The organism is Sphingomonas radicis, assembly GCF_051400635.1.
Lineage (GTDB): Bacteria > Pseudomonadota > Alphaproteobacteria > Sphingomonadales > Sphingomonadaceae > Sphingomonas.
Genome location: NZ_JBLFFG010000002.1, coordinates 111,960 through 124,783, shown reverse-complemented (window position 1 = coordinate 124,783; position 12,824 = coordinate 111,960). Strand labels below are relative to the sequence as shown.

The following is a 12,824-nucleotide window of genomic DNA, read 5'->3' as shown; positions in this document are numbered from 1 at the left end:
TCAGCGCAAACGGAAAAGGTTCATCGCGAAACTCCAAGGTCGGCCGACGATGCCCGATCCGCCTTGAATTCGGCGTGCTTGCCGAACTCGTGCCGGGCGATGGTGCGGTTGTGGACCTCGTCGGGTCCGTCCGCGAGCCGAAGAGTGCGGATGTTCGCCCAAGCGCTCGCGAGGCCGAAATCGCCCGACACGCCTGCGCCGCCATGCGCCTGGATCGCGTCGTCGAGGATCTGGAGCGCCATGCTGGGCGCCTGCACCTTGATCATCGATATTTCGAGGTGCGCAGCCTTGTTGCCCGCCTTGTCCATCATGTCGGCCGCCTTGAGGCAGAGCAGCCGCGTCATTTCGATGTCGATGCGCGCGCGGGCGACGCGCTGCTCCCAGATCGAATGGTCGGAGATGCGCTTGCCGAACGCGACACGGCTCACCAGCCGACGCGCCATCGCCGCGATCGCCTCTTCCGCAACCCCGATCGTACGCATGCAATGGTGGATACGCCCCGGGCCCAGCCGGCCCTGGGCAATCTCGAATCCCCTGCCCTCGCCGAGCAGGATGTTGCTGGCCGGAACACGGACATTCTCGAGCACCACTTCGCCATGTCCGTGCGGTGCGTGATCATACCCGAAAACCGAAAGCATCCGCTCGATCCGCACGCCGGGGGCATCGAGCGGCACCAGGATCATGCTCTGCTGCGCGTGTCGCGATGCGCTCGGATCGGTCTTGCCCATCACGATCGCAATCTTGCAGCGCGGGTCACCCGTGCCCGAAGACCACCATTTGCGGCCGTTGATCACATAGTCGTCGCCGTCGCGCTCGATCTGCGTCTCGATGTTGGTCGCATCGGACGAGGCGACCGCGGGCTCGGTCATCAGAAAGGCGGAGCGGATCTCGCCGTTCATGAGCGGCCGGAGCCATTGCTCCTTCTGCTCGCGCGTGCCGTAGCGGTGGAACACTTCCATGTTGCCGGTATCGGGCGCCGAGCAATTGAAGCACTCAGAGGCCCAGGAAATCCGTCCCATCTCCTCGGCGCAAAGGGCGTATTCGAGGTTGGTCAGCTGGGTGCCGTCGAACTCGAAGCTGTCGTCGACATGGGTCTGCCCCGAGTGGGGCGGCATGAAGAAGTTCCACAGCCCTTCAGCGCGGGCGCGGGCCTTTACTTCCTCGATCACGGGGATCACCTTCCACCGCTCACCCTCGCCGACTTGCGCGCGATACTCGGGGTAGCGCGGGCGGATATGCGTATCGATGAACGCTTTCACGCGGTCGCGGAAATGAGTCTCGCGCTCGGTCAGCGTGAAGTCCATGGCGTCGCTCTCCTGCTCGTTCGGAATCGGCTTAGAGCGTACCGCATATTCGGTAAAGAGGATTGCGGCTCCAATTCAACGCCTGCGGATTTCCATCCCCGAAACCCAAAAAACTGCTTTGGCTGCTGCCGGAATGGAGTAAGTTGTCAAACATGCAAGCGCCGGAGACGACCGCCAGGGGAGCGGAAAAGGGCACGAAACGGTTTCAGGCGAAGCGGGATGCGATCCTTGCGGCGGCCGCGGACGCGATCAACGAGCAGAGCGCGAAGGGAATGACCTTCGCCGATGTCGCGCGGCGTGTGGGGCTCAACACCACCAGCGTGACCTATTATTTCAAGCGCAAGGAAGATCTGGCAGCGGCGGCGTTCGAGCACACGCTGGAACGGCTCGACGCCATGCTCGACGAAGCGGCGGCCGAGGCGATGCCCGAGGCTCGCGTCGCGCGCTATCTCAAGATCAACATGGAACGGCTCGCGCGCATCCGCCGCGGCGAAGAGCGGGACTTCGCGGTCCTCTCGGACCTTCGCGCGATGGAAGAGCCGATGAAGGGTCAGCTGCTCACCGGCTGGCGCAACATCTTCCGCAAGACGCGCGCGCTATGGGGTGCCGACGGCACCCGCGCCGAAACCGATCTGCGCGGCGCACGCGCGCACGTGTTGCTCGAGAACACCTTCTGGCTGCCCGCCTGGCTCACCCGCTACGAAGTCGACGAATATCCGCGCGTCGAGGCACGGCTGATGGACGTGTTCAGGGACGGGATCGTCGCACCCGGGGAGGGCTGGAAGCCGCGACTGCTCGACCTCCAACATGACGAGCCCGAGCCGGGCCGGGAAGCGTTCCTGCTGGCGGCTACGCGGCTGATCAACGAACTCGGCTATCGGGGTGCCTCGGTCCAGCGGATCGCGTCCGAGCTCAACGTCACCAAGGGCAGCTTCTACCACCATCTCGACGCCAAGGACGACCTGGTGATCGCCTGCTACAAGCGCAGCTTCGACATCATCACCGAAGCGCAGCGACTGGCCGAGCAGATCGGGGGCAGCCATTGGGATCGGCTGGAGAGCACGCTGGCGACGCTGCTCGACTATCAATTCTCGGAGAACGGGCCGCTGTTGCGCACCACTGCGCTGTCCGGCCTCCCGCCGCAGGTGCGCTCCACGATGATCGACCGTTCGAACCGGATCGCGCGCCGCTTCGCAGGGATGCTGTCCGACGGCATCGCCGAAGGCTCGATCCGCGCGATCGACCCGCTGGTGGCGTCGCAGGCGCTGATGGCGCTCCAGAATGCAGCCTTCGACATGCGCAAATGGGCGAGCACCATGGCGCGCGAGAAGGCCGTGGCCTTCTACGCTTCCACGCTAGCATTCGGCCTGTTCGACGATCGAGTGCTGCAGAGCTAGCCGGAGCCCGTCGGCATCAAACCCGGGCAGCCTGGGCGCGCTTCAGCAACACGCCCGCACGCCAGTAATGGAATATCGCCCAAGGCGTGACGGCGGCGAACAGCAACATCGACCAGCGCAGGGATTCGCTTCCTAGCGAGGGCTTGAGCAAGTCGCTGATCACGCCCACGAGCGTCGGGCCAAGTCCGAGGCCGATCAGGTTGATTACTAGCAGTGTGATCGCCGCCCAGAGCGCACGTAACCGCACTGGCGCCAGCCCCTGGATCAGCGCAAAGGTGGGACCCAGATAGCTGTTGGCGAGCAGCACATAAGTGAAATAGGCCGCGATCGCGGCGACCGGGCTGCCGAGAAGGAAAAAGGCGAGCGTGAACGGGAGCGCCAGCGTCTTGAGAACCGCCACCATCAGCGACTGGGCGTGGAGCCCGTGCGAACGCGCGAGCCGGTCCGCGAGCCGGCCGCCCAGCACCGCCGACGCAGCGCCGGCGGCGCCCGCAGGCAGCGCGACATAGAGCGAAATCTCGCGCACCGAGAAGCCAAGCGAGCGCACCATGAAGCTCGGCCCCCACGCTGTCAGGCCATAGCCGATCATCGAGGTGAGAGTGACGGCCATCACCAGATGCAGCGCGGGCCGGTTGTCCAGAATCGAGGCGAAGCCCTTGCCGAGCGAGGGCGGCGTTTCATGCGCGGTATGCGCGTGCGCGTCGGATAGCCCGCGGCGCGGCTCCACCACGAACAGCCATACGATCACCGCGAGCAGCACGCCGGGAAGGCCGATCACGAACATCGCCGCCCGCCAGCCATAAGCGCTCGCCACGAGCCCTCCGATGAAAGTGCCCAGCGCCGCGCCGAGCACTACGCCCAGCGAATAGACGCCCATCGCGCCCGCGCGCCGCTCGGGAGGATAGAGGTCAGCGATGATCGAATGACTGGGAGGCGAGGATCCCGCCTCGCCGATTCCCACGCCGATGCGCGCGAGCAGCAGTTGCGCGAAGTTCTGCGCCAACCCACCGGCCGCGGTCATCGCGCTCCAGATCGCGAGGCTCACGGCGACGATGTTCTTGCGATTGGCACGATCGGCGAGGCGGGCGACGGGAATGCCCAGCGTCGCGTAGAAAACCGCGAATGCGAGCCCGGACAGCAGGCCCAGTTGGGTATCGCTGAGCGCCAGATCCTTCTTGATAAGTTCCTGCAGGATCGCGAGGATCTGCCGGTCCATGTAGCTGAAGAAATATGTGATCGTGAGCAGCGCGAGCGTCAGCCGCCGCCGCTTGAGCGCCAGGGCGTCTGCGGCGGCGTCGGGACTGGCTGAGTGGAGCATGGTCGCGGCACTCTCGATACTAGGCACCCCTGGGAAGCGACGTGCTCGCTCCCCCGGGGTGCGAGGGACTTAGAAGCGGGTACGCAGCGTCACGCCATAGGTGCGCGGTTCGGCGAGATAGGCCGAGAAGATCTGCCGCCCACCCGGATATTGCGGATCGGTGAAGGGAGCGCCCGCCGCCCCCTCCTGGAACGGCGAGTTGAACGCGACCTGCGTATAATCCTGATTGAGCAGGTTCTGCGCCCACAGCTCGATCGCCCAGCGCTCGTCACGTCCGCGAATGCCGATGCGGCCGTTCATCAGCACATAGCCGTCCTGTTCCTTCTGCGGGAACAGGTCCGAACCGGTGTTGTAGTCGCTGGTCATGCGCGTATCGAAATAGACGAGGCCGCTGAGGCCCGAGCCGCCGAGCTCCGGGGTCCACGCGAAGGAAGCGGTGGTAACGAACTCCGGCGCGTTCGACAGATTGTCGCCCGGCAGCTTGCGCAGCGCCTGATCGAGCGGCGCACCGGAAGCATTGCCGACCAGATCCTCGCGGTACTTGGTATCGGAATAGGTGAGGCCAAGCCCGATCCGCACGTCACGCGCGGGCACCAGCGAGGCTTCGATTTCGATGCCCTGCGACAGCACGCCATAGGTCACATCGTCGCCGCTGCACGAACCGGTCGTCGCCGCAGCCGCGTTGTAGTTGGGTGCAGTCGGAAACTTGCTCTGGTCCAGATCGCCGCCGTTCAGCCCCGAACTGCAGCCATTGACGTTCTGGACGAGGAAGACCGTGCCGTTGAAGGTGTTGAGCTGGAAATTCTTGAACTCCTGGCGGAAGGCCGCAACGTTCAGGCTGAACGGCCCGGTCGAATATTTCGCGCCGATCTCGAAGGCATTGACGATCTCCGGATCGAACTGAAGGTTGCTCACCAGCGCCTGAGCGCCCGCCTGCCCGCCGAACGGCGCGATCGGTGCCTTGAGCGCCGAACGATCGAGGTTGAAGCCCCCCGCCTTGTAACCGCGCGAATAGCTGCCGTAGATCAGCAAGTCGTCCATCGGCTTGTAGGAGAGCACCGCGGTGCCGGTGAACTCATCCTCGGTGCGCTCGTCGTTGATCGAGACGCCGTTGAGCTCGGCCGTCGAATTGCCCTGGCATGAGAGCGCGAGGATGCCGTCCACCACCGCAGTCAGCGACGCCACCGGACGCAGCGGCAGCAACGCAGCCTGATTTTGCGTGCAGGCCACGTTGTCGTTGCCGAACGTCGCGTTGAAGCGCTTGCGTTCGTTGGTGTAGCGCAGGCCCAGCGTCAGATCGAGGCCCTTGGCCACATGGACGATGTTGTGCGTGAACAGCGCCCAGTTTCGGCTGTTCTGGAAATATTCGTCACGCGTGCTGCCACGATCGTTGATCCCGTCGAGCCTGTCGAAGGCTGCGTAGATGATTGGTGACGCGGCACCGAAAGCCGCGGGCCGCGCCGCGAGACAGCCCGGTGATGTCGGCGAATAAAGCGCCGCGAGGCCGCCGCCCGAAATGATGCGGCAGGTCGCGAAACGGCCGTACTGGTTGCCGAAGCGCAGGTTGTCGGTAACCGTCAGGTCCTCATCGGCGTAATAGCCACCGATGAGCCAGTCGAGCGTCTCGTTGAAGGCCGTGCCCTGAAGTCGCAGTTCCTGGCTGAACGTCTTGAACTGGCGCGAGGAATTTCCGTCAGCAGCACGATAGAGAATGTCGACGTAGCTGTAATCGGTGTCCGATCCCTGATCGCTGCGATAATCGCGATAGGCAGTGATCGAAGTCAGCGTTGCTCCGCCGAGATTCCAGTCGACCTGAAGCGATGCGCCCCAATCCTCGGTAGTGCCGGCATAGCTGCGGCCCGGGCTCACATAGAGATCGCGGCTGTAAGGGTCGGTGAACGCTGCCATGGGCTGGCCCAGATCGCGGAGCACGCGAACGATGTTGTTCTGCGCCGGATCGTTGAGCCCGCCGATGAACTGGTTGATGTCCGAATTGGCGTAGACCGCGCCGCAGCAATCCTCTTCGCGCTTGGTATAGTCGCCGATCAGCCGGACGGTGAGATCGCTCGACGGCTCGAACTGGAGCTGGCCGCGAACGAAATAGCGATTGCGGTTGTTGATGTCGGTGTCGTTGGTGACGTCCTGATAGAAGCCGTCGCGCTTCACATAGACGCCGTCGATGCGGCCCGCGAGCGTGTCGCCCAGCGGCACGTTCAGATAGCCCGACAGACGCAGGTGATCGTAATTACCGTAAGTGGCCTCGCCACCTGCTTCGAAATCGGGCGACGGCGCCTTGCTCACGATGTTGATGAGGCCGGCCGAGGCGTTGCGCCCGAACAGCGTGCCCTGCGGACCACGCAGCACTTCGATCCGCTCGATCTCGCCGAGCTCATTGAGACCGATGCCCGAACGCGAGCGATAGACGCCGTCGATGAACACCGCGACCGAGCTTTCGAGGCCGGGATTGTCGCCCACGGTACCGATACCGCGGATGCGGGCCGAACCATTGGCCTCACTGCCGGTCGAGGAAACAAGCAGCGACGGCGCCACCTGGTTGAGCTGGCGGATGTCGGTCGCGCCCGATTGCTGAAGCGTCTCCGCGCTGATCGCAGAGACTGCGAGCGGCACATCGGCGAGCACCTGCGCGCGGCCCTGCGCCGTGATGACCACTTCATTCGCGTCGTAGGTGCTCTCTTCCTGCTCGGGCGTTGCGGGCGTTTCCTGCGCATGGGCAGGCGCACTGAGCGCCGCGATCAGAGCCGGGGCCGCGCAAGCGGACAGAAGGCGAATCCGCATCATCATTTCCTCTCCCACCACGGGCCGGAACGCTTGCCGGTTCCATACCCTATCCTCGAATAGGACCTGTTTCCCTCAGAGCAGTCAAGCATAACAAAGGTTGCAAGATAGGACGGGCTGTGAAGTGTTGCCCGTTTGCAATAGTCGCCTGACGCCCTCCCCAACGCAGAACCCTTCCGCCGGTCTGCGGGAAAACACGAAACTCAATATCCGCTCAGCCGAGCAAAGCGCTCCCTGTGCCAGGCGGCGTTCCCCCACATCGTCTCGAGTACGCGGGCTCGCTTCAGATAGAAGCCCGCATCATGCTCGTCGGTCATGCCGATGCCGCCGTGGAGCTGGATCATCTCGCGGCTGACGAGATTGAGCGTGTCACCGGCGATCGCCTTGGCCAGGCTCACTTCCTGGCTCACGCTCCCGCGGCCGGAATCGATTGCCTCCAGCGCGCCTTCCACCGCCGAGCGCATCAGCTCTAGCTCGGTGAACATCTTCGCCATGCGGTGCTGGAGCGCCTGGAAGCTGGCGAGGACCTGCCCGAACTGCACGCGCGTCTTCAGATAATCGTTGGTCTGCGCGAAGGCGGACTCGGCCATGCCAAGCATTTCCGCGCACAGCGCAGCCGCGGCGCGATCGGTCACCTGAGCTTGCAACTCGGGTCCACCCGACGCGAGCTTCTGCGCGGGCGCGCCGTCGAAGCGGACCTGCGCATGGCTGCGCGCATCCGTCAGCCGGCGCGGCGCGCGCGTGACACCTTCGTCACCCGTCACGAGATAAAGTCCGTCTTGCGCCGCCACGACGAAGAGCTGCGCGGAATCTCCTTCGGCGACGAACGCCTTGATGCCGCTCAGCCTGCCGATCTCGACCCTGGTCTCGATGCGCTCCGGAGTGAAACGCGGCCCCTCGTCCACTGCCAGCGTTCCGACAACCTCGCCCGCGGCGATTCGCGGAAGCCATTCGGCCTGTTGCGCTTCCGAGCCGCCGAGCACCAGCGCGCTCGTCGCGGCTGCAGTCGCTGCGAGCGGAGTCGCGACGAGATTGCGCCCGAGCTGTTCGAGCACTAGCCCGAGCGAGAGATAGCCCATGCCCGCGCCGCCATGCGCCTCAGGGATCAATATGCCTGCCCAGCCCATCTCGGCCTGCGCTTGCCATGCGGCGCTGTCATAGAATTCGGCGGGCGCCATGTCGCGGACGCGGCGAAAGGCGGTGACGGGCGATTCATTGTCCGCCCACTCGCGCGCCATGTCGCGCAGCATCATCTGTTCTTCGGTTAGGACTGCCATAACTCCCTCTCCCTTCTGGGGAGAGGGTTGGGGAGAGGGGCAAATGCCACATCCTCTCCGCTCTGCCCCTCTCCCAACCCTCTCCCCGGAAGGGAGAGGGCTTTTAGCTTATTGATGATCGAGCATCCCCAGGATGCGCTTGGCGATTACGTTGTTCTGGATTTCGGTGGAGCCGCCATAGATCGACACCGCCTTGCCAAAGAGCCAGCCGCGCACGTCGCGGAGCTCTTCCTCGCCGAACCCTTCGCCTTCCCAGCCCAGCCCAGCCATCCCGCGGATCTCGATCAGCAGCTCGGAACGCTCCTGCATGATCCTGGCCCCGACGTTCTTCATGATCGAAGAAGCGGCGGACGGCCCCTGGTTCGACTTTGCCTCAAGGCCCGCCCGCCGGAGCGTCAGCATGAAGGCGCGCAGGTCCATCTCGTGCCGCACGATGCGGTTGCGCAGCTCGGCATCGGCGATCCGCCCCTGCTCGTCCACGCCGACATATTTCTTGGCGATCTGCGAAAGCGAGGTGCCCGCGAACATCCGGCCCGCCGCCGAGCCGCCACCCGAGAGGCTGGTGCGCTCGTGCTGGAGGAGGCGCTTGCCGATCGTCCAGCCCTGGCCCTCCTCCCCGACGCGGTTCGCCTTGGGCACCTTAACATCCGTGAAGAAGGTCTCGCAGAAGGGCGACGAGCCCGAGATCAGCCGGATCGGCCGCACTTCGACGCCGGGAGCGTCCATGTCGCAAAGCAGGAAAGTGATGCCTTCGTGCTTCTTCGTCTTGTCCGTGCGGACGAGCATGAAGCATTTGTCCGCCCATTGGCCGCCGCTGGTCCAGGTCTTCTGGCCGTTGACCAGATAATGGTCACCGCGGTCCTCGGCGAAGGTCTGGAGGCTCGCGAGGTCGGAGCCGGCACCGGGCTCCGAATAGCCCTGACACCAGCGCACTTCGCCGCGCGCGATCGCAGGAATATGCTCGCGCTTCTGCTCCTCGCTGCCATATTCGAGCAGCGTGGGGCCGAACATCATCACGCCCATGCCGCCGATCGGGTTCCACGCACCGATCCGCGCCATTTCCTCCTGCAGCACGCGCGCCTCGGCGCGACTCAAGCCGCCACCGCCATATTCCTTTGGCCAAGTCGGCACGCCCCAGCCCTTCTCGCCCATCGCGACTCGCCATGCGCGCTGCTCGGCATCTTCCTCTGTGGGGCCTTCGACCGCGGACATGGCATTATCCCTGCCCTTCAGACTTGGCGGAAAATGCACCGCCAGCCATTCGCGGACCTCGGCGCGGAACGCATCGAGCGGATTCGCGGGTGCTTCGATTTCGGGTGCGGTAGCCAATTCACCTCTCCTGCAGCCCTTGGGCTATCATTTCGAAGATGCGGTATGGCAAGGCGAGCGTCAAGCGAGTCGCGATATAAGCGCGGCAGATTCTAACGTAGAGTAACGGAATTTCTTCCGGCATCGGGCCGCCCGTCGGAGCTTGATCGAACCCTGCGCAGTTTCGAAATGTGCGTATGGTATTCCCGGAGATCCCGGGCTAGCCTCACAGCATGGGAACCGGAATGAGTGCTGAGACGATGCTCGCGAGCGATTTCGCGACCCTGTCCGATCTTGTCCGCGCCCATGCGACCGAGCGGCCGGCAAAGCCCGCGCTGATCTGCGGCTCCACGATCCTCAGCTATGTCGAGCTCGATCGGCTGATGGATCGCTCCGCCGCCGCGCTACAGCGCGACGGGGTTCGTGCCGGTGAGGCGGTGGCGATCGTCGGATCCAATTCGATCGAAGTCGCCCTCGCCTTTCTAGGTGCGTTGCGCGCCGGCTGTGTCGCGGCGCCGCTTGCTCCCTCTTCGACTCCCGAACAGCTTGCCGCCATGGTAGCGGATTGCGGCGCACCGATCCTTTTCTACGATGCCGCCCATGCCGATCTCGCGGTGGAGGCGCAGAGGGTTGCGCTCGATAGGCTCAGCGGCTGGCTGGCGCCGGATGGCACCCGGCCCGAACCAGTTCATGTCAGCCCGGACGATCCGTTCAACATCATCTATTCTTCGGGAACGACGGGCGTACCCAAGGGCATCGTCCAGCCGCACGCGATGCGCTGGGCGCATATCTCCCGCGCCTCGGCGGGATTCGGGGATGCGGTGACCATGGTTGCTACGCCGCTCTATTCGAACACCACGCTGGTCAGCTTCCTCCCCACGCTCGCCTGGGGCGGGACGGGCGTGCTCACGGGCAAGTTCGATGCGCGCACGTTCCTGACGCTCTCGCAGGAACATCGCGCCACGCATGCGATGCTGGTGCCGGTGCAATATCAGCGGATCATGGCGCTACCGGATTTCGACCGATTCGATCTCTCGAGCTATCGCCTCAAGACCTGTACCAGCGCGCCCTTCTCCGCTGCGTTGAAGGCTGACATCGTCGCGCGCTGGCCGGGGCTGCTCGTCGAATATTACGGCATGACCGAAGGTGGCGGCACGACCCTGCTCGTGTGCAACGCCCATCCCGACAAGCTCCACACCGTGGGCCAGCCGATCGAGGGGCACGATATCCGGCTGATCGACGATGAAGGGGTAGAGGTCGCTCCAGGGGAATCCGGCGAGGTGGTCGGCCGCTCGCCGGCGATGATGAGCGGCTATCATGGCCGCGTCGATGCGACCGACGCGGCAACCTGGCACGACTCGCAGGGGAATCGCTTCATCCGCCACGGCGACATCGGACGGTTCGACGAAGACGGCTTTCTGATCCTGATGGACCGCAAGAAGGACCTGATCATCTCGGGCGGCTTCAACATCTATCCCTCGGACCTCGAATCGGTGCTTGCCGAGCACCCGGGCGTGGCCGACTGTGCCGTTGTGGGCGTTCCTTCCGAGCAATGGGGCGAAGCCCCCGTCGGATTCTTCGCCGGCCCCGGGGAGACCGATGAAATCCTCGACTGGTTCAATCATCGCGTCGGCAAGACCCAGCGGCTCGCGGCGCTTGAGAAGCTGGACGAGTTGCCGCGCAGCGAGATCGGCAAAGTCCTCAAGCGCGCGTTACGCGACGCCTATCTCGCCTAATGACGCCGATCGCCGATCTGCTGGCTCAGGCGACTCGCGACGATACGGGGTTCCGCACCGCTATTCCGACTGATTGGATGCAGGGCCGAACGGCCTATGGCGGGCTATCCGCTGCACTCGCGCTTCAGGCGGCAATCGAGTTCGAGCCGGACCTTCCGCCGCTCCGCTCGGCGCAAGTTGCGTTCATCGGGCCGCTCGCAGGTGAGGTCAGCGTGACTGCGACACGGCTTCGCCGTGGGCGCAATGCGGCCTTCATTCAGGCCGATGTGGTGTCGCAAGCCGGATTGGGCCTGCGCGCGACCTTCGTTTTCATGGCCGAGCTCGCTTCCGTGATCGCGCACGACGAGGCGCTGCGCGAAACACAGCGCCCGCCATCGCCTGCAGCCGAACTCTACACCGGGCCCGACGACTTCTTCACCGGCAATTTCAATTTCCTCGATCCAAAGCTCGATCTCGCCCCTGCCGAATGGCGCCGTTGGGCGCGGCTGCGCGCACGCGAGGGGCTCCATCCCATGGTCGAGCTGATGGCGATCGGCGATGCACTGCCGCCCGCCGCGTTCAAGCTCGCGGCAGAGCGCCGGACGCCGCTCAGCTCGCTCAACTGGCAGATCAACTTCCTCACCGACGTGCCTGCCACGCACGAGGGCTGGTGGCTGCTTTCGGCGCGCACGGAGATGGCGCGGCACGGCTATTCCAGCCAGCACATGGCGATATGGAACGCCGAGGGCGAACCGATCGCTGAAGCGATGCAGGGCGTCGCGATCTTCGGCTGACCGCCGATACAACTTGCGACACTTCTCCCGTGCGGTGACAAACGCGTGCGACAGCCGAGCTTCAAAAAGGCCAGGAACCGCGAAGCACGCGGGATCGCCAATGGAGTTACGTCATGAACAAGAAGATCATTGCGGCGCTGCTCGGCGCCAGCCTGCTCGCCGGCGGCGGCGCCTATGCTGCCCAGCAGAGCCAGCCCCAAACCCCGTCTGCACCGCGCGGGCCGATGATGCACGCCGATGCCAACAACGACGGCATCGTAACCCGCGACGAAGTGCTCGCCGGTGTCGACGCGCGCTTCGCCAAGGACGACGCCAACAAGGACGGCCAGATCAGCGCTGAGGAGCGCCGGGCCGCGCGTCCCGATCGAGGTCCCGGCAGGCGCGGCCAGCGTCTCGACGCGACTAACCGCTGGGCGCCGATCCTCGAGCGCTTCGACGCCGACAAGGACGGCAAGCTCAGCGATGCCGAGCGCGCGACCGCGCGCACCACGCTCGAAGCAGAGCGCGGCGCCGGCACGGGCGATCGCGAAGCCCGCCGTGCCAAAATGCTCGAACGCTTCGACACGGACAAGGACGGCAAGCTGAGCGATGCCGAGCGCACCGCCGCGCGCGAAGCCCGCAAGGGCATGCGCGGCGGGCATCATCGCCACGGGTTCGCGCGCATCGACACCAACGGCGACAAGCTGATCAGCCGCGAGGAAAGCCGTGCCGCGGCGCTGGCGATGTTCGATCGCGTCGACGCCAACAAGGATGGGCGAATCGACGCGGCCGAGCGCGAAGCCGCCCGAGCGAAGAGGAAGGCGATGCGCGATCAGCGTCGCGCTGCGGCTCCGGCCAGCGCTCCCGCGCCCTCAAGCGTAAACTGAGCCGAAACAAATACTCCCCGGACCGGCACGTGCTTGCCGGTCCGGGGCC

General features: G+C 64.9%; 9 protein-coding genes. 4 read left to right on the top strand and 5 right to left on the bottom strand.

Translation table 11 applies throughout. The annotated features are described in order from the left end of the window. Window positions 1-20: 20 nt before the first annotated feature. Window positions 21-1,304, bottom strand: a complete 1,284-nt coding sequence (locus ACMGDH_RS07545; protein WP_436827338.1) for an acyl-CoA dehydrogenase family protein — start codon at window positions 1,302-1,304, stop codon at window positions 21-23. 152 nt (window positions 1,305-1,456) lie between these two features. On the opposite strand from ACMGDH_RS07545, the gene ACMGDH_RS07540 reads away from it, so the two are divergent. Further along, a complete protein-coding gene (locus ACMGDH_RS07540; RefSeq protein WP_436827337.1) occupies window positions 1,457-2,701 on the top strand; it encodes a TetR/AcrR family transcriptional regulator in 1,245 nt (414 codons plus the stop codon). A 16-nt stretch (window positions 2,702-2,717) separates the two neighbouring features. Here ACMGDH_RS07540 and ACMGDH_RS07535 read toward each other — a convergent pair whose 3' ends face one another. From ACMGDH_RS07535 to ACMGDH_RS07520, 4 genes are all read right to left on the bottom strand, one after another. Continuing rightward, a complete protein-coding gene (locus ACMGDH_RS07535) occupies window positions 2,718-4,019 on the bottom strand; it encodes a spinster family MFS transporter (protein WP_436827336.1) in 1,302 nt (433 codons plus the stop codon). 69 nt (window positions 4,020-4,088) lie between these two features. Next, window positions 4,089-6,818: a TonB-dependent receptor gene (locus tag ACMGDH_RS07530; protein WP_436828212.1), complete on the bottom strand. Its 2,730-nt coding sequence runs from the start codon at window positions 6,816-6,818 to the stop codon at window positions 4,089-4,091. Between the two features lie 200 nt (window positions 6,819-7,018). Continuing rightward, entirely contained in the window at window positions 7,019-8,092 is a 1,074-nt protein-coding gene (locus ACMGDH_RS07525) for an acyl-CoA dehydrogenase family protein (RefSeq protein ID WP_436827335.1), read from the bottom strand. 108 nt (window positions 8,093-8,200) lie between these two features. Further along, a complete protein-coding gene (locus tag ACMGDH_RS07520; protein WP_436827334.1) occupies window positions 8,201-9,421 on the bottom strand; it encodes an acyl-CoA dehydrogenase family protein in 1,221 nt (406 codons plus the stop codon). Window positions 9,422-9,645: 224 nt separating this feature from the next. On the opposite strand from ACMGDH_RS07520, the gene ACMGDH_RS07515 reads away from it, so the two are divergent. From ACMGDH_RS07515 to ACMGDH_RS07505, 3 genes are all read left to right on the top strand, one after another. Then, window positions 9,646-11,136: a class I adenylate-forming enzyme family protein gene (locus ACMGDH_RS07515; RefSeq protein WP_436827333.1), complete on the top strand. Its 1,491-nt coding sequence runs from the start codon at window positions 9,646-9,648 to the stop codon at window positions 11,134-11,136. Next, window positions 11,136-11,909 carry a thioesterase family protein gene (locus ACMGDH_RS07510; protein ID WP_436827332.1) on the top strand — a complete coding sequence of 258 codons (774 nt, stop codon included), beginning with the start codon at window positions 11,136-11,138 and terminating at the stop codon, window positions 11,907-11,909. Before ACMGDH_RS07515 ends, ACMGDH_RS07510 begins: the two co-directional genes overlap by 1 nt. 113 nt (window positions 11,910-12,022) lie before the next feature. Further along, window positions 12,023-12,775 (top strand): EF-hand domain-containing protein, encoded by a 753-nt coding sequence (locus tag ACMGDH_RS07505; RefSeq protein ID WP_436827331.1) that lies wholly within the window; start codon window positions 12,023-12,025, stop codon window positions 12,773-12,775. The last annotated feature ends 49 nt before the right edge of the window (window positions 12,776-12,824 follow it).

Bases quoted from the DNA above. Each gene is read 5' to 3' on its own strand.
- ACMGDH_RS07545 (WP_436827338.1), bottom strand. From the start codon at position 1,304: ATGGACTTCACGCTGACCGAGCGCGAGACTCATTTCCGCGACCGCGTG.
- ACMGDH_RS07540 (WP_436827337.1), top strand. From the start codon at position 1,457: ATGCAAGCGCCGGAGACGACCGCCAGGGGAGCGGAAAAGGGCACGAAA.
- ACMGDH_RS07535 (WP_436827336.1), bottom strand. From the start codon at position 4,019: ATGCTCCACTCAGCCAGTCCCGACGCCGCCGCAGACGCCCTGGCGCTC.
- ACMGDH_RS07530 (WP_436828212.1), bottom strand. From the start codon at position 6,818: ATGATGCGGATTCGCCTTCTGTCCGCTTGCGCGGCCCCGGCTCTGATC.
- ACMGDH_RS07525 (WP_436827335.1), bottom strand. From the start codon at position 8,092: ATGGCAGTCCTAACCGAAGAACAGATGATGCTGCGCGACATGGCGCGC.
- ACMGDH_RS07515 (WP_436827333.1), top strand. From the start codon at position 9,646: ATGAGTGCTGAGACGATGCTCGCGAGCGATTTCGCGACCCTGTCCGAT.
- ACMGDH_RS07510 (WP_436827332.1), top strand. From the start codon at position 11,136: ATGACGCCGATCGCCGATCTGCTGGCTCAGGCGACTCGCGACGATACG.
- ACMGDH_RS07505 (WP_436827331.1), top strand. From the start codon at position 12,023: ATGAACAAGAAGATCATTGCGGCGCTGCTCGGCGCCAGCCTGCTCGCC.